The 22153-nt window shown below is 60.7% G+C and carries 18 protein-coding genes, 1 tRNA gene, 1 rRNA gene and 1 pseudogene; 3 read left to right on the top strand and 18 right to left on the bottom strand.

Features of this window, described 5'->3' with window-relative positions; genetic code table 11:
* Positions 1-95: 95 nt before the first annotated feature.
* A complete protein-coding gene (gabT, locus tag JZ00_RS26645) occupies positions 96-1373 on the bottom strand; it encodes a 4-aminobutyrate--2-oxoglutarate transaminase (RefSeq protein WP_018606645.1) in 1278 nt (425 codons plus the stop codon).
* Between the two features lie 171 nt (positions 1374-1544).
* The gene (gabD, locus tag JZ00_RS26650; RefSeq protein WP_039594213.1) at positions 1545-2987 is read right to left on the bottom strand and encodes an NADP-dependent succinate-semialdehyde dehydrogenase; all 1443 of its coding nucleotides are present in this window, start codon (positions 2985-2987) and stop codon (positions 1545-1547) included.
* A 350-nt stretch (positions 2988-3337) separates the two neighbouring features.
* On the opposite strand from gabD, the gene JZ00_RS26655 reads away from it, so the two are divergent.
* A tRNA-Arg gene (locus tag JZ00_RS26655) sits at positions 3338-3414 on the top strand.
* A gap of 206 nt (positions 3415-3620) precedes the next feature.
* Here the strand turns inward: JZ00_RS26655 and JZ00_RS26660 are convergent.
* The 6 genes from JZ00_RS26660 to JZ00_RS26685 form a co-directional block, all read right to left on the bottom strand.
* On the bottom strand, positions 3621-4112 hold the full coding sequence (locus JZ00_RS26660; RefSeq protein WP_039594214.1) for a type II toxin-antitoxin system VapC family toxin: 492 nt from the start codon (positions 4110-4112) through the stop codon (positions 3621-3623).
* Between the two features lie 9 nt (positions 4113-4121).
* The gene (locus tag JZ00_RS26665) at positions 4122-4823 is read right to left on the bottom strand and encodes a hypothetical protein (protein WP_235433117.1); all 702 of its coding nucleotides are present in this window, start codon (positions 4821-4823) and stop codon (positions 4122-4124) included.
* 163 nt (positions 4824-4986) lie between these two features.
* Complete coding sequence (locus tag JZ00_RS26670; RefSeq protein ID WP_039594215.1) at positions 4987-5601, bottom strand: hypothetical protein; 615 nt, start codon at positions 5599-5601, stop codon at positions 4987-4989.
* Complete coding sequence (locus JZ00_RS26675; protein ID WP_039594216.1) at positions 5598-6170, bottom strand: RNA polymerase sigma factor; 573 nt, start codon at positions 6168-6170, stop codon at positions 5598-5600. Before JZ00_RS26675 ends, JZ00_RS26670 begins: the two co-directional genes overlap by 4 nt.
* 25 nt (positions 6171-6195) lie before the next feature.
* Positions 6196-7866 carry a vWA domain-containing protein gene (locus JZ00_RS26680; protein WP_039594217.1) on the bottom strand — a complete coding sequence of 557 codons (1671 nt, stop codon included), beginning with the start codon at positions 7864-7866 and terminating at the stop codon, positions 6196-6198.
* Positions 7867-8044: 178 nt separating this feature from the next.
* Entirely contained in the window at positions 8045-8626 is a 582-nt protein-coding gene (locus JZ00_RS26685) for a hypothetical protein (RefSeq protein WP_039594218.1), read from the bottom strand.
* Between the two features lie 183 nt (positions 8627-8809).
* Between JZ00_RS26685 and JZ00_RS30555 the strand changes: the two are divergent.
* Positions 8810-8971: pseudogene (locus JZ00_RS30555) on the top strand (LysR substrate-binding domain-containing protein); the annotation flags it as partial.
* Positions 8972-8989: 18 nt separating this feature from the next.
* Here the strand turns inward: JZ00_RS30555 and JZ00_RS26690 are convergent.
* From JZ00_RS26690 to JZ00_RS26695, 3 genes are all read right to left on the bottom strand, one after another.
* Positions 8990-10303 (bottom strand): MFS transporter, encoded by a 1314-nt coding sequence (locus JZ00_RS26690; RefSeq protein ID WP_039594219.1) that lies wholly within the window; start codon positions 10301-10303, stop codon positions 8990-8992.
* Between the two features lie 35 nt (positions 10304-10338).
* A complete protein-coding gene (locus tag JZ00_RS31300) occupies positions 10339-10512 on the bottom strand; it encodes a hypothetical protein (protein WP_196304734.1) in 174 nt (57 codons plus the stop codon).
* A 133-nt stretch (positions 10513-10645) separates the two neighbouring features.
* Complete coding sequence (locus tag JZ00_RS26695; RefSeq protein ID WP_039594228.1) at positions 10646-11206, bottom strand: YbhB/YbcL family Raf kinase inhibitor-like protein; 561 nt, start codon at positions 11204-11206, stop codon at positions 10646-10648.
* Between the two features lie 139 nt (positions 11207-11345).
* Between JZ00_RS26695 and JZ00_RS26700 the strand changes: the two genes are divergently transcribed.
* The gene (locus tag JZ00_RS26700; protein WP_039594220.1) at positions 11346-12878 is read left to right on the top strand and encodes an apoptosis inducing factor family protein; all 1533 of its coding nucleotides are present in this window, start codon (positions 11346-11348) and stop codon (positions 12876-12878) included.
* Positions 12879-12901: 23 nt separating this feature from the next.
* On the opposite strand, the gene pgaD is transcribed toward JZ00_RS26700, so the two are convergent.
* From pgaD to rrf, 7 genes are all read right to left on the bottom strand, one after another.
* Positions 12902-13405 carry a poly-beta-1,6-N-acetyl-D-glucosamine biosynthesis protein PgaD gene (gene pgaD, locus JZ00_RS26705; RefSeq protein WP_039594221.1) on the bottom strand — a complete coding sequence of 168 codons (504 nt, stop codon included), beginning with the start codon at positions 13403-13405 and terminating at the stop codon, positions 12902-12904.
* Positions 13402-14757, bottom strand: coding sequence for a poly-beta-1,6-N-acetyl-D-glucosamine synthase (gene pgaC / locus JZ00_RS26710; RefSeq protein WP_039594222.1), 1356 nt, complete (start codon positions 14755-14757; stop codon positions 13402-13404). The genes pgaD and pgaC overlap by 4 nt, the downstream gene beginning before the upstream one ends.
* A 1-nt stretch (position 14758) precedes the next feature.
* Positions 14759-16756, bottom strand: a complete 1998-nt coding sequence (gene pgaB, locus JZ00_RS26715) for a poly-beta-1,6-N-acetyl-D-glucosamine N-deacetylase PgaB (protein WP_039594223.1) — start codon at positions 16754-16756, stop codon at positions 14759-14761.
* Positions 16757-16768: 12 nt separating this feature from the next.
* Positions 16769-19252: a poly-beta-1,6 N-acetyl-D-glucosamine export porin PgaA gene (gene pgaA / locus JZ00_RS26720; protein WP_039594224.1), complete on the bottom strand. Its 2484-nt coding sequence runs from the start codon at positions 19250-19252 to the stop codon at positions 16769-16771.
* 245 nt (positions 19253-19497) lie between these two features.
* Positions 19498-21003, bottom strand: a complete 1506-nt coding sequence (locus tag JZ00_RS26725) for a YdgA family protein (protein WP_046510191.1) — start codon at positions 21001-21003, stop codon at positions 19498-19500.
* 158 nt (positions 21004-21161) lie between these two features.
* Positions 21162-21797 carry a hypothetical protein gene (locus tag JZ00_RS26730; RefSeq protein WP_039594226.1) on the bottom strand — a complete coding sequence of 212 codons (636 nt, stop codon included), beginning with the start codon at positions 21795-21797 and terminating at the stop codon, positions 21162-21164.
* Positions 21798-21978: 181 nt separating this feature from the next.
* Positions 21979-22094, bottom strand: a 5S ribosomal RNA gene (gene rrf / locus JZ00_RS26735).
* Positions 22095-22153 lie beyond the last annotated feature (59 nt).

The raw sequence follows: 22153 nt of genomic DNA on the forward strand, positions 1-22153 counted from the left end.
CAGCTCAACCACATCGGGAACCTGTTCCCGGATATGAAAAAACCCGCCGAAGCGGGTTTTTTGTGGGTCAGTGCACAACTCAGAGCTCGTAAATATCAGAGTTCGGAGAAGCACTCTTCGATGATCGCCAGGCCTTTGTCCAGTTGCTCGTCCGGCGCGGTCAGCGGCACCAGCACCCGCAGGACGTTGCCGTAGGTGCCGCAGGACAGCAGGATCAAACCCTTGTCACGCGCCTTGGCAACGACTTGCGCCACAGCGGCGGCGTTCGGCTTGTGGCTGTCGCCATTTTCGAACAGCTCCACGGCGATCATCGCGCCCAGGGCACGTACTTCACCAATCACCGGATATTTCTTCTGGATAGCCTTGAGGCCAGTCACCAGGCGTTCGCCCACGGCCTTGCAGCGATCCAGCAGGTGTTCTTCTTCGAACACTTCCATCACCGCCAGCGCTGCGGCACAAGCGATCGGGCTACCCGCATAGGTACCGCCCAGGCCACCCGGCGCGATGGCGTCCATGTACTCGGCCTTGCCGCAGACACCGGCCAGCGGGAAGCCGCCAGCGATGGATTTGGCGAAGGTGGTCAGGTCGGCGGCAACGCCCATCTGTTCCATGGCGAAGAAAGTACCGGTACGACCGGCACCGGTCTGCACTTCGTCAGCGATCAGCAGGATGCCGTGCTGGTCGCACAAGGCGCGCAGGCGCTTCATGAATTCCTTCGGCGCCACGTAGAAACCACCCTCGCCCTGGACCGGCTCGATGATGATGGCGGCGATGTCGCGTGGCTCGGCGTCGTTCTTGAAGATGCGTTCGATGCTGGCGATGGAGTCGTCGATGCTCACGCCATGCAGTTCGTTCGGGTACAAGGCGCGGAAGATACCGCCAGGCATCAGGCCCATGCCGGCGGAGTACGGCACGACTTTACCGGTGAGGCCCAAGGTCATCATGGTACGGCCGTGATAAGCGCCGGTGAACGCGATCACGCCGGCACGGCCAGTGGCGGCGCGGGCGATTTTCACGGCGTTCTCCACCGCTTCCGAACCGGTGGTCACCAGCAGGGTTTTCTTGGCGAAATCACCTGGGACCTTGGCGTTGATTTTTTCGCACAGTTCCACGTACGGCTCGTAGGCCAGGACCTGGAAGCAGGTGTGAGTCAGCTTGTTCAGCTGTGCGGTCACGGCGGCGATGATCTTCGGGTGCACATGGCCGGTGTTCAGCACGGCGATACCGCCAGCGAAGTCGATGAATTCACGACCTTCAACGTCGGTTACCGTGGCGTTCTTCGCCGATTCGGCGAAGATCGGGTGAATCTGGCCGACGCCACGGGGAACAGCGGCGGTGCGGCGGGCCATCAAGTCAGCGTTAGTCTTGCTCATTACAGTCCTCATTCGCCGCTCATCGGTCGGCGTGGCTCAAGGAATACATGGCGGGGAGGCAACTGCGACAGCATGCGATGATCGACTGCCGCAGCGTTCCGGCCACAAGAAACAGAACGGGTGAAACGCGCAAAGGGACAGCGCTCTCGTGCCCTTTGCGCTTGAAGCAGATCAGATACCCAGGCAGAGGTATTTGATTTCCAGGTAATCCTCGATGCCGTACTTGGAGCCTTCACGACCCAGGCCCGAGGCCTTGATGCCGCCGAACGGCGCGACTTCGTTGGAAATCAACCCGGTGTTGACGCCGACCATGCCGTATTCCAGGGCTTCGGCCACACGGAACACACGGCCCAGGTCGCGGGCATAGAAGTACGAAGCCAGGCCGAACTCGGTGTCGTTGGACATCGCGATCACTTCGGCCTCGTCTTTGAAGCGGAACAGCGGCGCCAGCGGGCCGAAGGTTTCTTCCTTCGCCACGGCGGCATTTTTCGGTACGTTGGTCAGGATGGTTGGCTCGAAGAAATTGCCCTCCATCGCCTTGCCACCCGCCAGCACGGTTGCGCCCTTGCCGACGGCATCGGCGATATGTTCCTGGACCTTGGCGACGGCTTTTTCGTCGATCAGCGGGCCAGTGGTGGTGCCGTCTTCCAGGCCATTGCCGATCTTGAGCTTGGCCACTGCGGCCTTGAGTTTTTCGGCGAACGCGTCATACACCGAATCCTGGATGTACAGGCGATTGGCGCAGACGCAGGTCTGGCCGTTGTTGCGGTATTTGGAAATGATCGCGCCTTCGACGGCCTTATCCAGGTCAGCGTCATCGAACACGATGAACGGCGCGTTGCCGCCCAGCTCCAGGGAAACCTTCTTGATGTCCTTGGCACATTCGGCCATCAGCTGGCGACCGATCTCGGTCGAGCCAGTGAAGGACAGCTTGCGTACGATCGGGTTGCTGGTCAGCTCGCCGCCGATGTCGCCAGCACTGCCGGTGACCACGCTCAGCACACCTTGCGGAATGCCGGCACGGTGCGCCAGTTCAACCAGGGCCAGGGCCGAGAACGGGGTTTGCGAAGCGGGCTTGATGACCATGGTGCAACCGGCGGCCAGGGCCGGGCCGGCCTTGCGGGTGATCATCGCGGCCGGGAAGTTCCACGGGGTAATGGCTGCGGTCACGCCGATCGGCTGCTTGATCACGATCAGGCGCTTGTCGGGCTGGTGGCCCGGAATCACGTCACCGTAGATGCGCTTGGCTTCTTCGGCGAACCATTCGATAAAGGAGGCGGCATAAGCGATTTCGCCCTTGGCTTCGGCCAGCGGCTTGCCCTGCTCAAGGGTCATCAGGCGACCGAGATCGTCCTGGTTTTCGATCAGCAATTCATACCAGCGGCGCAGCTTGTTGGCGCGCTCCTTGGCGGTCAGTGCACGCCAGGCCGGCAGCGCCTTGTCGGCGGCTTCGATCGCGCGACGGGTTTCGGCAGCGCCCATCTTCGGCACAGTGCCCAGTACTTCGCCCGTTGCCGGGTTGGTGACCTTGATCGTCTGACCATTGTCCGCATCGACCCAAGCGCCATCGATAAAGGCTTGCTGGCGGAACAACTGGGTGTCTTTAAGCTGCATGTCGGCTTTCCTTAACAGCACCGCGCGCACGCGGAGCGAATTAGAGTTGTAGAAAGGCGCCTTATGGGCTGCCGTCAGGGAAATCATTCACCGGGCTGAAGCACAGAAATAACGCACATAAGCACAGACGTGCGGTTCAGCACCCAGACAAGAGCGTTTGAAATCTCAAACGAATCCTAGGGCCGATGGGGTCCGAGGACAATAGTCTGTTCGAAAAAAAGAACGAAAAAGCCTGATTTGCCTGTTTTTTCTGATCAGCGTAGCCAACAGCCGCAGAGTGAGGCAGAAACAAACGGCAAATCAGCAGCATGGACGCCTGCCATGCTTATGAGTATCATGGCGCCCGCGTTGCACCAGTAGCTCAGCTGGATAGAGTACTGCCCTCCGAAGGCAGGGGTCGTGGGTTCGAATCCCGCCTGGTGCACCATACATGGAAAATCAAAAGCCCCAATCCTAACGGATTAGGGCTTTTTTTATGGAGCTCTCTACCCCCCATAGGAGCCTGCAAGTAAGCAATTCAGGCATTAAAAACCCCTGAGCGGTATCAGCGCCGCAGCGCATCAACCGACAGGGGCCGTGTTGCAAATAACTAAAGAGGCCAGGTTTCCATCGCCAACCGACTCGGGCAGACATTCAGTGGTCGAAATCGGCCTCGAGTTGCTCAGGAGCCGGCTCAATATCTCCTAAGGACTTCACCACAAGTCCGCATTTCTGAGCTTTGGAGTAAAGACCCACATCATGAGTCCAGACTTCATCAGCGTTGGTTGCTAGAGCAGTAGCAATTATCTGGCGATCAAACCGTAACTTGGCTTTCGTTGCTGCCGGGTCAAGCACCTTCAGCTCATTGTCATCGACCATACGAGCACATTCGACCGCGGCGATCTGATCGAACGATATGATTTCAAAACACGAAAAACCGTTTATGACATCCAGATGGCTCTGGTGAAAATTCCGATCAATGCCCACCAGATACTCAGCCAATGCAGGTGTTGGTATCAACACCGTCCCACCTCTTGCGTCGACCATTTCGATCAGCGCTTCAGCCCTAGCCTCGGCCAAGACGATACCGTCCTTGGCATTTCCCAAGGCTTGGACGAGAACGTTGGTATCGAGAACTATGCGCACCTCATCCCCTTAGGTTCTGAATCGTTCCATGGGATCATCCATCTCGCTCCAGGTGATACCACCCAGTTCCTTGAGTTGGGTAACCGCACTGCGCAAAGAGGTTTTTTCAAGCCTCTCGTAGGACTGAATGAACATTTTTCTCAGCCGCCAGCCGCCATGCGGTCGACTTTCCCACTCACCCTTTCCATGAACGCGAACATACTTGAACAAGAGCTTGCCCAGTTGTTCAGCCAATACCGTATCGGCTTCACAAAGAAGAGTTTCGCCACCAGCGCCCTCAAGCCGAACAGGAACCGTCTCGTCTTTTCCACCAACGACATACAGGCGCCCTTGAACGCTACCCTGCTTGATGACGACCATGGGAGGGGGAGCGGTCTTTGCTTTGGGGAATTGAAGGATGTTCGCATCTGCGGCTTGCAAGACACCATCCACTCGATCTTGCTCCATCAATGCAGAGAGTTGCAGGTACGCCTTTCTTGCACGCTTGGGCCCAACTCCCTGAGCGGCCTCACGCACCCTGTTCAGCACGTGGGGGTACTTGTCGTCTTCCACCCAAGTATTCAGGCAAACACAACCTTCGGTGACAGAGTCGAAATGAACATTATCTTGCGAGCCGAAAAGCTCTGCGAGCTCGCACAGATAATCCGTCAAGCGAGCCATAGAGAGCTTGCTTGGGTCGGTTCCGTCGAGTTCGAGCATCAGCTTTTTCATGCTGGCGAGTATAGTTCCGCTCATGTGATCCTGCTATGCCTGCATTTGTAACGTGACTCCCGAGTGTCGTCCGCCTGGCAAGTGCCCCTTCAACTTTTGGGATCAGTGATGTTCGAATACCCGGTCTTTATGACCGGGCGTTTTTTGTATGCGTTGGTTTCGCTCAACGCTTGCGCAACGCCTCCAACCGCGCCGGCAAGTCCTCCTCGGGAAAGCGCTTATGCAGCGCCAGCAGCTTCTCATCAGCCGCCTTGCTCTCACCCGCCTCACGCAAGCGCAATATCTCCAGCAAGCCTTGCTCCAGCGATGGCAGTGCAGCCGGCGCGGATTTGCTCATCTTCGCCGCTGGCTTTTCCGCCAAGGACTGCATCGGGCTTGCCGGCGCCCGGGCCAGTTCGCCTTGGGGTGCCATGCGGATGATCGGCGCGGGGGCGGGCATGGCCGGCGGTGCTGCGGCGGCGGCGGATTCTTGCTGGTCGGCGGAAAACTCCATCGAAGCGGGTGAGGCCAGCTCGTCGTGGGGCACGGGCGAACGCAGCACCAGGCCGATCATCAGCGCCACCCCGGCGACCGTGGCGAACGCCATTTGCCAGCGCGGCCGTTGGCAGGCTTGCAGCCAGCGCTGCCACAGGCTTGGCGTGGGCGGCGGGGCTTCACGCTGGGCGGCGGCGAGGATAAAGGCGTCCAGGGAGGGCGGCGGTTCGCCGCTGGCGTGCTGGCGGAAATGCTCGATCAACATCTGGTCGTCGGCATCCGATGTGTGTTTGCGGTCGATCATGCGGGTACCTCCTCGGCCAGCAGTCGATGCAGTTTCTGCTGGGCGTAACGCAAGCGGCTTTTCACCGTTTCCAGCGGGGCGCCGGTCAGGGCAGCAATCTGCGGCAGCTCCAGGTCGCCATGCAGGCGCAGCAAGAAGACTTCGCGCTGGTCCTCAGGCAAGGCCTGCAACGCAGCATCGAGACGCGCCTGGTCGCGACTCAGGCTCAGCTGTTGCTCGGGGCTGCTGGTGTCGTCGGGCTGGACGTGGAGTTGCTCGTCGTAGCTGTCGTGCAATGGGTTATGGACACTGTGTTTGCGCCAATGGTCGATCAAGCGATTGCGGGCAATCTGGAACAACCAGGTACGAAAACTCGCCCGGCCTTGTGGCTGGGTGGTGCTGCGAATCAGGCTGAGCCAGGTGTCCTGGAAGATTTCCTCGGCCAGTTCGGCCTTGTTGCTCAAGGACACGAGAAAACGATAAAGCCCCTGCCGATGACGTGCATACAGGGCTTCGAAAGAAGCCCCGTCGCCGTTGCGGTAGCGGGCCAGCAACGCTTCGTCGCTGGGTGAATCAAGCGCAGCGGGCATGTCCGTGTCGAACTCCTTTCGGTGATCAAGGTGCAGGCTTGAGGCTCTGCGCAAGTTCCACCAACTGCACAAACTCGGCGCGCAACCCGAACGGGTCATCGCCACGGGCCGAGCGCGCCAGTTGGGCGGTGTCCTTCAGGCTCATCGTCCCAGTGTAGCGTCCATCGCCCTTGAGCTGTTGGGCGAAGGCCGCCACGGCTGCGGAGAAACGCAGGTCGTCGCTGGGCTTGCGGTCGTCTTGCACGCTGGCGATGGGATGTTCGATCAATCGACTGCTACCACCCTCTGCCGGTTTGTAGCGCACGCGCAACATTGCCAGTTCAGCCGAGGTGCCCTCCGATTTAGGCGTACTTCCATAGCGCAGCGGCTCCAACCAACCCGGCTGGCCCTTCGGAACGATTTCATACAAGGCTGTCACCGTATGCCCGGCGCCGATCTCGCCCGCGTCGACCTTGTCGTTGTTGAAGTCCTCACGCTTCAACGCGCGGTTCTCATAACCGAGCAGGCGATACTCACTGACCTGGGCGGGGTTGAATTCCACCTGCAACTTCACGTCCCGCGCCACCACCGCCAGCGTGGAACCGAGCTGGTCCACCAGAACCTTGCGCGCCTCGAGCAGGTTGTCGATGTAGGCGTAGTTACCATCACCAGCGTCAGCCAATTGCTCCATCAAATGTTCGTTGTAGTTGTCCACACCAAAGCCCAGGGTCGTCAGGGAGACGCCGCTTTTACGCTGGTCGACCGCCATCTGCTTGAGGCTGTCGAAATCACTGATGCCAACGTTGAAGTCGCCATCGGTCGCCAGGAGGATGCGGTTGATGCCTTTATCGATAAAGCTCTCCCGGGCCATCTGATAAGCCAGCTCGATACCCGAGGCGCCTGCGGTGGAACCACCGGCGTTGAGCTGGTCGATGGCGTTGCGGATCTTCACCTTGTCACGGCCCGAGGTAGGCTTGAGCACCACCCGGGATTCGCCGGCATAAACCACCAGGGACACCCGATCCTGGTCGCGCAGTTGATCCACCAACAATTTCAGCGTGCTCTTGACCAGCGGCAGGCCTTCGCGGCGGTCCATGGAACCGGAAACGTCCACCAGGAAGACCAGGTTGGCCGGGGCCAGGTCCGCCACGGCGCGGTCGCTGGCCTTGATGCCGATGCGCAGCAAGCGGGTGTGGGGGTTCCACGGCGATGGGGCCACTTCGGTGGTCACGCCGAAGGGTGAACCGACAGTGGGCGGGGCGTAGCTATACGGAAAATAATTGACCATTTCCTCCAATCGCACCGCACCTTCTGGCGGCAGGCTGCCTTGATTGAGGAAACGTCGCACGTTGGCGTAGCTGCCGGTATCGACATCCACGCTGAAGGTCGAGACCGGCGTCTCGGCGACGCTATGGATCGGGTTGTCGGGACGTTTTTCGTATTGTTCTCGCGGCTCCGCGCGATAGCCGGCGGCGATCGCATCGTTCGCCACACTGGGGGCAGGCATCGCTGCCGGCTTCGTGAGCATGCGCTTGACCGTCGACTGACGCACTTCAGCGATCTCGCCTTGCGGTACGACGCTCGGTGCCACGGACACCGGTTCGGATGGAATGGCCGTCTCACGGGAGGAAGACAACCCACAACCGGCCAACGCCACCAGCAAAGTCACGGCGAAGCCTTGGGCAGCAGGACGCATAAAAAGAAGTGGACGGGACATGGGCTGAACCTCGTGAATGAATGATCCGTTCACAGAGTCAGACGCAGGTCATACGCGGTTCGGGTTAATGACCCAGATATTTTTTTGCAACGCCGTGCAGACAGGGCTGGCCACCTTAAAAAGTCGCCAGCCCGATGCCGCGATTGGAGCAATCGCCAGCACGCTACAGCAGGGATTGCTAGCGGGACGGAATGCCCCGCAGGTCGTCGTCGATGAATCCGCTCAAATGACCGGTGTAATAGTCTTCGACATCAGAGTTGCCTCTGTTCGTCAGGGCACCCGCAATGCCTCTCATGGCCTCAAGTTGCCCAACCGCCCCTCTCGGCATCAACCCCTGGCGGGCCTGGGCAAAGTGCAACACCTCGACATCGGCCTTCTTCACCTTGACCTGGTAAGAGAAATCGACACTGGCCAGATACGTACCGTCGGCAACGATATTGTTCATGAAGCCACCTTGGGTATCTTGAATACGGCGCGCATAGACGGCATTGATATCCAACAGATAGTCAGCGGTTTCCTTGCTGGAGGCATAACGATTGCCATCGAGCAGGCGGACGATCAGGTCGGTGTGCAACTTGTCGCGAACTTTTTCGTCGGGCAGAAAGCGTTCGTTTTTGCCGACGACTTCAACGTTGAACGTGTCGATCCAATAGGTGGCGGTCTCGGGGATCGCCACCGGCGCAGGGGAAATGTAGTAATCGGGCTTGGAAGCGCAGCCTGCCATAAGGCAGAGGGCCAGGAAGAGACTGAAGACTCGCATGTTTGAATTCGTCCTTGAGAGGTAGCGGCATAATGGCGGCTGCATTCTACGGGGTTTGAACCCGCGCTCAAGTTGTCTGGCCCTTTAGCGCGGTTCCGTCTCACTCAAAGCCAATTTCCACCACCGTTTTTCCCGCCCCGCGCCCTTCGGCTACCTGGGCAAACGCTTCATTGACTTCCCCCACCAACATGGTTGTACGCCGCGGACATTCGCCAGGGAACGGTCGTACCCCTGCTTGCCGATTATCGGCCCACGGCGCTGCCCATCAATGCCGTATTCAGCCAGGACCGACGCCGCTCGGCGCGAACCCGTGCCTTCGTGGATTTTCTACGCGAGCGTCTTTGAGAGGTCCACGTCACAATCTCACGATTCGCACACCAGCGAGCGCTGGACAGCCTTCGTGTGCCGCCCCGGAAAATACGCAGCAGCGCCGACGCCCACCGCGCCCATCACCACGCAATAGCCCACGCACACCCACGGGCTCCATGGCACCAGCGCGATCAACACCAACGGCGTCATGCTGGCCCATAAGGCGTACGCAATGTTGTAGGTGAGCGAGATGCCGGACACGCGGATTTTCGGCGGGAACAGGCTGACCATCACCGACGGCACTGCGCCGACCACGCCGCAACCCAGGCCGGCGACAGCGTAGGCCAGGCCCAGCCAGGCGCTGCCGCTGATCAGGCTGGCGTAGAGCACGCTGATGCCCAGGGGCAGCAGCAGGCTGTAGAGCATGACGGTGCGCCAGGCGCCGATGCGGTCGACGATCAGGCCGGCCAGGACGCAGCCGATGTTCAGGAACACGATGCCGAGGCTGCTCAGCGCGAAGGTGTGGCTGGGGGTCAGGCCGAAGCTTTTCTGCATCACGGTCGGGGTGATGACGACGAACACGACCACGGCGCTGGTCAGCACACAAGTGAGAATCGCAGCGGGCAGCAAGGCGTGGCGATGCTCGCGCAGCACCGTACGCAACGGCAGTTCCGCCGCGCCCTCGCGATTGGCTTGCAGCGCCATGAAAATCGGCGTTTCGCTCAGCCAACGGCGCAGCCAGACGCCGATCACGCCGAATACCCCGCCCAACAGGAACGGCAGGCGCCATGCGTAGTCGAGGATTTCCGTCGGGGTATAGATCCGCGCCAGTGCCGTGGCGGTCAGGGCGCCGAGCAAGTAGCCAAAGGTCAGGCCCGCCTGGAGAAAGCCCAGGGCATAACCTCGATGCCGCAGCGGCGCATGCTCAGCAACGAACACCCATGCGCTGGGCACCTCCCCGCCTACCGCCGCGCCTTGCAGGATACGCAGCGCCAACAACAGCAACGGGGCGAAATAACCGATTTGCGCGTAGGTCGGCATCACGCCGATGAGCAGGCAAGGCAACGCCATCATCAGGATGCTCAGGCTGAACACCCGCTTGCGTCCCAGGCGATCGGCGAAGTGCGCCATGAGAATCCCGCCCAAGGGCCGCGCCAGGTAGCCCGTGGCGAAAATCCCGAAGCTTTGCAACAGGCGCAGCCACTCGGGCATTTCCGGCGGAAAGAACAACTGGCTGAGGGTCAGGGCGAAGAAGACAAAAATGATGAAGTCATAGATTTCCAGCGCACCGCCGAGGGCAGCGAGGCCCAACGTCTTATAGTCGGATCGGCTGAATCGCGCGTCTGGCAAATGGGTGTTGGCGGTCATAGGCATGTTTGGAAAAAGTGTAGGAAGACGACGGCTCAGGCAGCGGGACCTTTGTCCACGGGCGGTGTCGACGGTTGGCCTGGCTCGGCGTCGATGGCCTCGTCAGCAGGCAGGAAATCCTTGCGGCTCTGGGCGATGGCCCGGCGTATCTCATCGCCCTTGGTGGGGCAATTCTTGAGGCGGGCGATGCCATCGGTTTTCTGCGTCATCGCCATCCTCCGGCATGAGTGATCAGGGGCCGATAGTGCTCGCTTTTGGCGCTTGATGCCAACTTACGTGACGATTGGGGCTGATGCGCAGCCCCGCGCGAGCAGGCTCGCTCGCCACGGCGCCGAGACTTGGTCAACGGTGATAGCGGCGTACCACGCTGCTGTTGCGCAGTACATGGCCCTTGAGTTTTTCCATCAACTGGGCGCGCGTGAGGCCGGCGGGCAGGGCGTCGGGCGGCAGGTCCAGGGCGAATATCTGGATCAGGTAATGGTGGGCGCTGTCACCCACGGGCGGGCAAGGGCCGATGTAGCCATGGGTGTTCTTGCTGTTGAGGCCGCTCATGCCCTCAAACGTGGATTTAGTGCCCGCGCCTTCTCGAATCTGCCGGGTACTGGCCTTGATTCCGTAATGGACCCAATGATCGACGCCCTGCCCACGCTGGCCGTCGGGGTCGAGCATGACGATGGCGTAGCTGAGGGTGCCTGGCGGGCCGGCGTTCCAGCTCAAGGCCGGAGAAATATTCTTGCCGCCGCATTGGTTGGCGTCGCTGGCGGCTGCGGCGGTGAAGAGGCGGTCGTCCGACACGCCGGGAATGCTCAGGGTAAAACGCTCTTCAGCCTGGACCGCCCCTTGTGCACACAGCACGAGGGTGACGGCCGCGAGCCAGGAGGAAAGGAAAGTCAATCGGGTCATACCGGGCACCTTGATGCGGTTCAGGCCAACGACGGCCTGCGAACTATAGCCCCAGCGCCGCCCCGGTTGCAGTGACAATTGCGCTGAACCTCGTTCCAATCCATCGACTCCAACGGGAAACGCCTGCCGGAGAACGACCATGCCCATGCATCAAGTCGCCCGCCTCGCTGATATGCGAGAAGACCGCGGCCTCGAAGTCACCCTCAACGACAAGCCCATCCTGCTATTGCGTGTTGGAGGACAGGTGCGGGCGTTCCAAGGTAAATGCCCTCATGCTGGGGCGCCTTTGGCCAAGGGCGCCGTTTGCCACGGCAGGCTGATCTGTCCTTGGCACAAGGCGGCGTTTCGCGCCGAAGACGGCGCCCTGTGCGAGCCGCCGGCCCTCGACAGCCTGGAGCGCTACCACGTCGAGGTGCGAGGCGATGAAGTCTGGATAGATGACCAGCCACTGCCGGACGAAAAAATCCCTCCAGCCGACGACCCGCGCACTTTCGTCATCATCGGTGCCGGCGCGGCCGGCATCGCGTGCGCGGCAGCGTTGCGCGAGAAGGGTTTCGGCGGCCGGATCCAGCTGATCGACCGTGAGCCCGAAGCTGGCTACGACCGCACCGTTCTAAGCAAATATGTGCTGGCTGGCGACATGGCGGTGGAGCAAACCCCACCCCTGCGCGATGAAACTTATTTCACCCAGCAACGCATCGAACGGCGCCATGGCCAGGTGACCGGCCTGGACGCTGACGCGCGCCGAATCCACCTCGCCGACGGTCAAGCATTAGCCTACGACGCTTTGTTGATTGCCACCGGCGCAGAGCCGAAGACGCTGGATGTGCCCGGTATCGATTTGCCGCAAGTCATGATGCTGCGTTCCCTGGCGGATACCCGGCAAATCCTCGACCGTGCCCGGCCGGGGCAACAAGCGGTGATTATCGGTGACAGCTTCATTGCCATGGAGGTCGCCTCCTCCCTACGCAAGCGCGAAATGAGCGTGACCGTCCTGGCCCGTCACCCGGTGCCGTTCGCCGCGCAGTTCGGCGACAGTGTCGGCAACGCGATCCTGGCTCGGCACCGAGCCAACGGCGTGGTGTATCACAGCGAAGGCGAAGCGGCGCGAATCGAAGGCGCCGGCAAGGTGGAAGCCGTGGTGCTGGACAACGGCCAACGCTTCGCGGCGGACCTGGTCATTGTCGGGGTCGGGGTGCGCCCGGCCACGGAGCCTTTCGCCAACCTGCCACGGGAGAAAGATGCGTCATTGCGCGTCGACGATGGCATGCGCGTAACCGATGGCGTCTGGGCCGTTGGCGACATCGCTACGTTTCCTCTCAACGGTCAGCCCCGGCGCATCGAGCACTGGCGGCTGGCCCAGCAACAGGCCCGCATCGCCGCGACGAACATGCTCGGCGGTGAAGAGCATTACCTGGACGTGCCGTTCTTCTGGACGTATCACTTCGGCAAACGCTACGACTATCTTGGCCATGCCGAGCAGTGGGACGAAGTGCAATTCAAGGGCACGCCCGAGCATCCGCCCTTTATCGCGTTGCTCGGCAAGGACGGCCTCGTCGCGGCGGTCGTGGCCTGCGATGAAGGACGGGCAATGGCGGCGCTGGCACAGCGCATGAAACAACCGCTGCCCGTGGACGAGGCCTGGCGGTTGGTCCGGGACTTTTCATCGTAGAGCGCTTCCAGACGCTGATCTTTCTATGCCGAATGATCGGCCGGCAGATGAATAACCTGTGGTCGCTCCAATGGCGCCAGGGGCGGCGGCTGCAAGTCCGGGCTCAGCAGATGGAAATGCGGCACCACGTGACTGATGTCGCCCTCCTGGTTGTTATGGATGATCTTCGAACCCGGCTGGCGCAGCGTTTCCAGACGTTCGTCTGTCAATTTGAAACTCATGCTCAGGCCCTGATCGTCCACCGCTGGCCTGGGCAGCCTGCGCTGGGCAAAGCTGCGGCTCTTGCGCTGTTGATAACGCGCCCAGGTGATCAGGATGATTGCGTTGACCAATGCGATCCAGCCGTAGATCTGCAGCGTCCCCAGGGTGTCGAACAACGAACCGCCCAGGCGCGGGCCGGCGTGGCTGTCGAACAACGGCCACAGCCCGTTCACCAGCAGGTATAACAGCCCGACCCAGGCCAGTACGGTAAAGAGCACATCGATGATCACCAGAAAAGGTCGCTGGCGGGTCCTGATAATTTTCATCGGATCACTTCCTCTTCTTCGTCATCGAACGGTTTGATTCCGCGATCCGGACTGATCCAGCGCGCACGTTTCTGATGCTGACCGAACAGCACCTTGGGGAAACTCACCAGCGTGGTGAACAGGCTGATCAGCCAGAACACCAGCGGGTACCAGACCACCCAGAACATGGTGTGCCACAAGCCTTTTTCGTAGCGACGATCGATCAGGATGCTCACCGCGAACTGCATCAGGCACACCATGGCCAGCAACAGGCCGGTGAAAGCGGGCGGCATCAGATGGTCCACGGCGATAGCCGCTGGCATCTCGACGAATTTGCCGGCGCCCCAGAAGATCACCGACAGCAAAAAGGTGAACGCCCAACCGGTGGACAGGCAGTATTCGAACAGCAGCGGCCACAGGTAGCGATGGCGGTATTGCCAGATGCCACGGATATTCTTGAACAGCACCTCGGCGCCACCCTGGGCCCAGCGCAAGCGTTGCCGCCAGAGGCCGCGCAGGGTTTCCGGCATGAGGATCCAGCACAAGGCGCGGGGCTCGTAGAAGATGCTCCAGTGGTCCAGTTGCAGCTTCCAACTGATGTCGATGTCTTCGGTGATCATGTCCGGGCTCCAATAGCCGACCCGGTGCAGGGCCGTGCGCCGGAACGCGACGATCACGCCGGACACGGTGAAGATCCGCCCGAAAACCCGCTGGGTGCGCTTGATCAAACCGATGATCGAGGAAAACTCGCCGACCTGGACCCGGCCCACCAACGTCGAACGGGTGCGGATGCGCGGGTTGCCGGTCACCGCGCCAAGACGGGCGTTGTCCAGCATCGGCGCCACCAAGTAGGCACAGGTATTGGGCGCCAGCAGCGCGTCACCGTCGATGCACACCAGGTATTCGCTGCGCGCGGCGATGGCGCCCATGCGCAGGGCCACGGCCTTGCCCTGGTTTTCCGCCAGGTGCAGCACGCGCAAGCGCGGGTCTTCAACGGCCAGTCGGTCGAGCACCGCGGCGGTGTTGTCCTTGGAGCCGTCGTTGATGGCGATGACTTCGATGTTCGGGTAATGCTGGCCCAGCGCGGCGTGGATCGTGTCGGCAACGTTGTCGCCTTCGTTGAAGCACGGGATCAGGATGCTGATCAGCGGCTCGCCGGCCAGGGGCGGCGGCAACGTGTCGTCCTTCCACGGCCAATGGCGCTCCCAGTGCAGCCAGAAATACAGGCCACCGGCGATCCACAGGCCGGACATGAACAGCGGGTAGAAGAACACGAAGTCCATCAGGAATTGCCCGGTGACCAGGAAGATCAGGCCCAGGGGTACCCCAAGGACAATCGCCAGCACCAGCACGGCGAGCAGTCTGTCGAGCATGTCAACGATTCCATTTGTTGGAGAGCGCAGGCCGCACGGCTTTCACGGCGGGCTGGTCTTCGATGAAGTTGTCCGGGTAATAGCCGAAACTGGTCACGCCCTGACGCTTGAGGCGCCCCATCCAGTCGGCCAATTGTTCACCCTCGATGTCTGCCACCGGCTTGCTGTGCCAGTCGCGGGCCTGCAGTTCGAATACCGTGCGCTTGAGCGCACCAGGGCGAGCCTTGATGGTTTCCACCAGCCGTTCGAGCCAGGGGCCCGATTGTTCGCGGGTCTGTTTTTCCATCAGCGGCATGGCCATCGGCGCCGTCCAATCGTAGGCACCGAGGAAGTCGTCGAGGTTTTGGGCGAACCAGGCTTCGCTTTGCGGGTTGAGCATCGGCTCGGCAAAGATATTGCGCGCGGTGCGGACTTCCGGGCCGCGAATCGCGCGGACCTTGGCCGTGAGTTCGGCGGTGAAATCAATCAGGTAGCGGCTCTTGAAACGGGTCCAGCGCTGCATGGCCGCCGGATCATCGCGCAGGGTGGCGATGGAGGTTGGCAGGCCGTTGGCGGCATAGACTTTCATTGCGGCGGGGCTGGCGTCCTCGAAATCGGAGAACACCGCGTCGTCATGGTAGAGAACGCCGTCCACCGAGCTCATCCGCGCCAGGTCTTCGTAGATCTCGCCGATGATCCTGCGCACGCTCGGGTCGAATGGCGACAGGCGTACGTATTGATCCGGGGCGATGCCGGTCTTGCCGGTTTCGGGATCCCAACGCTGTACGCGCGGCAACTTGGGGTCCAGGGCAAAACTGAGCACCGGCATCCAGGCATAGACCTTGACGCTGGCTCGAGTACGCAGTTGCCATGCAACACGGTCGAACAGATCGGCGCGCACCGGCAGGTGACGGTTAGGGAAGTACAGCGAGTGAACCAGGCCATCACCTTTCGGGTCGGCGAACGCTTGCAGGAACACCGTGTTGGCGCCCAGGTCGTAGATGCGCTGGACCAGTTTGCCGACGTTGGCCTCCTGCTGCACGGGATCGGCGTCGTAGACGTAATCCAGGTCGACGTGGACCACCCGCATCGGGTCCATGGTTTGCACGGAGACGACGCTTTCGGCGAAATGAGCGCCGTCCGGATCCGATGCCACCAGAAAGCGCGGGCCGCTCATCAGGTTGTCGAGGCTGTCGAGGCCATCCTCCAGGGTCAGGGCCATCTGGTAGCCCTGGCTGCCGATCACCTGCAACGCGGTGCCGTCCGCCTCCCCGTATGGCCAGACCCAGATGCGTGGGCTGTAGCCGGCAGCGCTGCGGATCTTCTCGGAAATGGCCGCCACATCCTTGCGCAGACGCGCCTGGAATTGCGCCTCGGTTTCATAACGACCCGTGGCCGGATCGTAGCGTCGGGTGGTCGCCGCCGGCTGTTGGTTGCCTTGCGGGTTGGCGAGTACGCCTTTGTGATTGGCATCGGTATGTGCGGCGATTTCCACCAGGCCCGATTTCGAAACCTCGCGAACCTGCTCCCAGGTCAGGAACTCGGAGCGTTTGCGTGGCACGCCGGCGAAATCCACCGTCTGGTTCATCGGCGTATCGATCCAGCTGCCAACCGGGGCGAGGATCGCCGGCCAGTTGTAGGCGCGCAGGATCGGCATGACGCGGGTATAAAAGCTTGAGTAGCCGTCATCGAAACTCAGCAGCACCGCGCGCGGCGGCAGTTCCGGACCGCCGTTGCGGGCCGCGATGATCTGGTCGACCGTGACCGGCTGATAGCTGTTCTCCCGCAGCCAGGCCAGTTGTTCGACCAGGCGTTCCGTACGCACGGCTACCAAGGCCTGGTCAGGGTCGCGGTCCTCGACGTCGTGGTAGGCGATGCCGAGCACGTGGTTCTTCGGCCACGGGGCATCGTTTGCCGCCACGGGCCGTTGCGAAGGTGGCGCGAACGCCGGGGCCTGCTGGGCACAAGCGCTGATCAGCAAGACTCCCAGCAGAAGGATGAAGCGCGACATGACGGGCATTTTCAAACTCTTCTAGAAGCGGTAAGTGAGGTCGACAAGCAGGCGCAGATCGCTTTCACGATCGCCGTCGTAAGGGCGGTTGAGCCAGCTCAGCGCGGCCCCGGCTTCGAGCACATCGTTCCAGAGCAGACGCTGGCCGTAGCCGAGCAATCCCATGGCACCGGTGCTGTAGTCACGCTGGCTGTAGGTACCGGCCCCGACCTGGAATTGTTGGCTCCAAGTGGTTTCATAGCGGCGGTACAGCACGTGGTTGGCGCTCACGGTCGGCATGACGCTGAAGTCCGACTTCGGATTGAAGTACGGCACTTCATCGGAACTGCTGTTGCGACTGGCACCGACTTCCAGGCCCAGCTCTACTTGCAGCCTCGGGGCGCTGTAGATGCCCTCGCGGCCGGTCAGCAAGGTCTCGAGGCGATTGTTGCCGTCGCTGAAATGAGACGGGCTCACCGCCAGTCGCCATTCGCGGCTTTCATTGGCGCGCCAGCGAACGAAACCGCTCCCGCCATTGGCGCGAATACCGCTGTTGAGGGCCCGCAACGGCGTATTGGCCGAGAGGTAATCCAGGCTGCCGCCGTACTGCCAGTGATCGTTGATGTCCCGGGCCATGGCCACGCGAGCGCCTTGTTTTTCACCGGAACCGTACGAGTGGTTGGAGACTTCCGCCTCCAGGGTCATGTCACGGGTGCGTCGCTCCACGCCCAGGCGCTGCCATCGATGATGACCGGTGCCTTCTTCGAAGTCGCCAGTAGCGTAGCCGGCACCGCCGAACAGGCGCCAGTCTTCGTCGATGGGCGGGCTGTAGAGCAGCGTTTCGATACCGAAATCCCGGCTGCCCGTCACCGCGCCAGCATCGCCGTTGCCACCGCCGTAGCTCTTGCCGGTATAGGCTTCGATGCGCAATTCGGCCATGTCATGGACCTCCCGCTGGCGTTGCAGGCGTTTGACATGGGCGTTCTCCGGGTAACGTGCAACCACGTCATCGGTGAGCGCATCCATCTGCCGCCACTCCTGCAGGTCCATCGCCGCCCGGGCCTGGGAGATTTCCAAGTCGCGATTGCGCGGTGTCGTGGCCTCGACTTCCTTTAGCAGGCTTTCCGAGCGCCGCGGCCAGTCACGGGCCTGATACAGATCGGCCTGGGCCAGGCGCAGGCCAATGTTACCGGGCCCCTCATAAACGAGACTCTCCAGCCGCGCTTCGGCGGAAGGCAGGTCGGCGCCATAAGTGCCCGCTTGCGCGGCAAGCAGCTGAGCGTCCATCCATTCGTCGTTGGGGTTACCGATTGGCAGGCCCTTGAGTTCCACCCGAGGCGGCTGCGCTTTCGCCAAATCTTCGGCCAACGCGCGTGCCTCTTCGGATTTTTCGCTTTCCAACAAGGCGTAATAGAGCGCGGTACTGTCTTCAAAGCGGTCCGCAGGGTCGGCATCTGGCGCGGTCAGTACGCGGCGGTACAGCTCGACGGCGATTTCCGGTTCACGTTGCTCCAGATAGGAAGAGGCCACCCACCGCAGGGCATAAGTTGGAATGCTGATCCCTTCATCAACCAGCTTTTGGTATTCGGCAATCACTTCTGCCCGACGAGCGCGGACGTTGAGGGCACCCATGCGATCGATTCGCCACCTCAGCACGTCCTCATGGGCCTCGGCCACTGGCGACCAGGTGGCGAGCAACTTGTCGTAATCGGCCAACGCACGGTCAGCGATGACAAAACGCTCCTTTTCGCTGCGGCTGGCCATATCCGCCAGGCGCACCCGCTCGGCCGCCACATCGCCTTCGAGCCGGCGCTGCACACCGCGGTCGATCAGCCCGGGCTGAAGACGGGCCAGGCGCAACGCCGGCTCAGGCAACCTGGCGCGTTGCAAGGCGTAGACGTATTCGCGTGCGACTTCAGGCTTGTTATTCCCTGCACGAATGAAGGCTTGATCGTATTCGAACAGCGCTTCGTAGGGATTGTCAGCGCGCGTCAGGGCATAGCCCAACGCCAGCCGGCGCATCGGATCATCAGGCTTGGCGGCAACCAGGGCCTTGGCACGGCTGACGGCTTCATCGGGCTTGCCGGCATCAGCCTGGGTCAAGGCCAGGCCCAGTTGCAGGTCGGCATTTCGCGGATCGATGGCCAAGGCCCGGCGATACAACTCGATCGCCGGATCCCAACGCTTCAGGTTGCGATAGGCCCGGGCTGCTGCGGTCAGGGCCTGGACCGGCAAGTCGCGGTAACGACCTTGGGTTTCGTAGACATTTACCACTTCGGCATCGAGACCAGCCCAACTGGCGATTTGCAGGTGATCGCTGATTTGCGCGGTACTGGCTTGCTCGGTCGGCACTTGGCGCAATGCAGTCAGCGCAGGCGCGTAATGGCCCGAGCGGGCATCAAGCACCATCTGGTCATACGCGGGATCGGCAAGCGCCGCTACCGACCAGCACAGTTGGCTGCACAGCGCGACGCGAAACAACGGGCGCAAACCGAATTGAATAAAAGGACCCACAGTACGCGGCATTCGTCAGCATCCTTACATGGCCAGCCGGGTCGCAGTGCCCCCTTGCCCATCAAACAGGAGGCCGGATCAAAGGAACCCAGCCAAGCTCTAACGGGCTTAGTCTGGCATTGCGCGAAGGGTCATTTTCCGGAACGCCATAATTCTTCAGAATCCCTACAGATTTCAGCGGTGAAGTTTTCGACGAGCAAAAAAAACCGGCCCGTGCGCAGGGCACGGGCCGGTTTTTGGATGTTGCTTTAGAGGTATTACTGAACGGCGACGCCGCCGCCCAACTTACTCATTACAAACGCCGAGAATTGTTCAACGGTCATTTTCTGGCCGTTGAAATCGACTTGATTGTTCGCGTAGTGCAAGTTGGTGACCACGTCGTTGCCTTCCAGCTTCGCCAGCTCGGTACCCACAGCCATGGCGCTGAACATGTCGCTGGTGGCGGTGGCCTGGTCAGCGATCAGCTTGGCGTCCGTCTGGCCTTCCATTTGCGCCTGCACGGTCAGCAGGTCCACCAGCATTGGCTTGGACACCTTCACCTTGAAATCCAGCAAGGCGAGCAACTGACGGCCCAGTTCATCCGGCGGCAGGTCCATGGATTGCGGCTTGGCCAGGTCTACGATCAGGCTCGCGCGGCTTTCACCGTTTGCAGTACTGAACGACAGGTTCTCCAGGGCGACTTGCGGGGCGCCAGCGAGGAGTTTCTCCATGTCTGCCTTGACCTGCGCCTCTTCCGCCTCGGTCAGCTCCAGCTCTGGCGCCGGCTCACCGGCTTCAGCCGCCTCGGCAGCGGCTTTCTCGTATGGCTGCAGTTTGGCCTGGTAGACCTGCATCAGCGACATGGTGGCCGGGATGTCCAGGTTCTTCAGGCTTACTGCCATCTGCGCCGAACCGATGACTTTATCGTTGAACGACAACTCACCGATCTTGTAGTCGGCACGCCCCGAAGCGCTGGTACCGTTTTCAGAGCTGTTGTTCTTCATTTCGAAGTTCTTCAGGCCCAGTACCGATTTCTGTTCGCCGAAACTGGTTTTGCTGTTGCTCAACAGCAGGGTGTTATCACCCATGTAATAGCCGTAGGTGCTCTTGGTCAGGTTGCTGGCTAACGTCAAGCCGCCGAACTCGACTTGCACCGGTGTCTGATCTTCGGCGACAGTGGTCAGCTTGAAACTGTCCATATAGCCGTCGGCCTTGAGCTTCTGCGCTTGGGCGCTGGCGGCCACATCGATTTTCAAGCCGGAGAAGATGAGCTGGGATTGTTCATCCAGTTTGGTATCCAGCGGCAGCAGCTCGAATGTACCGTTTGTGGACTGGTCGTAGCCCAGGTTGAACACGCCTTTGAGCGGCGATTTATCCTTGGCGGCGACAAACCACTTTTCGGTCAGCGGAGTCCGCTCCAGCTCGGTGTGGCTGGTCGCCATGACCGGCAGCCATTTGAGCGTCATCAGACGGGAGAACGGCAGCGGTCCGTGTTCGATATTGTCAACGAACAGCAGCTCAACGGGTTCGCCGCCAAACATCTCGCCTTCGCCCTTGAGACGATAATGAGCGGTACTGCTGAATGTCCCCCGGTCCAAGGACACCAGCTCGATCGACGCGGTACCGTTGGAGCCGGCCAACGCCGTTTGAATTTGTTTGTTGCTGTCGGCAATCGCGGTATTCAGCACTCCTTCCAGCTTCGTGCCGGTATACCAGGCGCCACCTGCACTGATAGCACCGATAACCACAACAATTCCGAGAAGTACGCTTGCTGATTTATTCATGAGTGACCCGATCGTATTCCATGGTTGAAAAAGTCGCCGTCTTCCTTGACCCGCAAAGGGCTGTGGCTCGACGCGGCAAAAGTGGTGGGGAGATTAGCATCAGGCAAGCCAGCAAGCCCAATGTTTAAAGGGGAAAAAGCGTGTTGTTGAGAAATGGTCTACGAATATTGGACTTCGATCTCGTCCAGTTGATGATCAAAAGTCTTGAGCCGTGCCGTCCAGGTGTACACCAGTACTTCAAAATCACGATTGATCACTGCTGTACTCGATGAGTCTGCACGCCCATCACAGAAATCCAACTGGTAGCGCTCCCGAGCCATGGCGTTGGCGACATCGCACAGTTCACGCGCATTGTTGAGCCAGTGCCAATCGTCCTGCGCGACCTGCTCGTCCAAGGCCGCGCATTGGACCTTCAAAGCTTCGAGACTTTTTTCCAACGGCGTACCGGTGAGCTCTCCCATTACCTCCTGAAAGGTGCGCCCCGGTTGCCAATAGCTGCCCCAGAAATAACGGTCGAACACCGTTTCGACCCTGCGCAGCGCGACCTTGGTGTCCCAAATCAATACCAGGGTCTTGCCTTGCTCGAGCTGTTTTTTCTTGATGCGTTGGCCTTGCAGTGAGGCCCAGGCAACCACCCCGATGGAAATGACACCGATCAGCGCGGACGCGCTATCGAGGAAAATCAGTGCCTTATCGATCTGATGAGTCAGCATGACGCCATAGAAGTAGGTGGCCGAAAGCAGCACCAACGCTGCAATAGCGCACCAGAAGCCAGGAGCATAAGGGTTTTTCATTATTGGAATCCCCATGACCAGTCACGTCGCGGACCGTTGCTACCAACGCCCAACAATCAAAGCATAGCAATGGCCTGGGGGTTTGCCGGAACGCGGCGGCAATTAGAGCGTCGATCCGACTGCTGGCTCCAAAACGACAAAACCCCTGTCTGCATTGCAGACAGGGGTTCTGGGAATTGAATCTTGACGATGACCTACTCTCACATGGGGAAACCCCACACTACCATCGGCGATGCATCGTTTCACTGCTGAGTTCGGGATGGGATCAGGTGGTTCCAATGCTCTATGATCGTCAAGAAATTCGGTGTCCAACCCGTTAAGAAGCAACGTGTCGGTGAAAATCAAAGACTTCTACT

Origin of the sequence: Pseudomonas frederiksbergensis, from assembly GCF_000802155.2 — a bacterium.
Lineage (GTDB): Bacteria > Pseudomonadota > Gammaproteobacteria > Pseudomonadales > Pseudomonadaceae > Aquipseudomonas > Aquipseudomonas frederiksbergensis_A.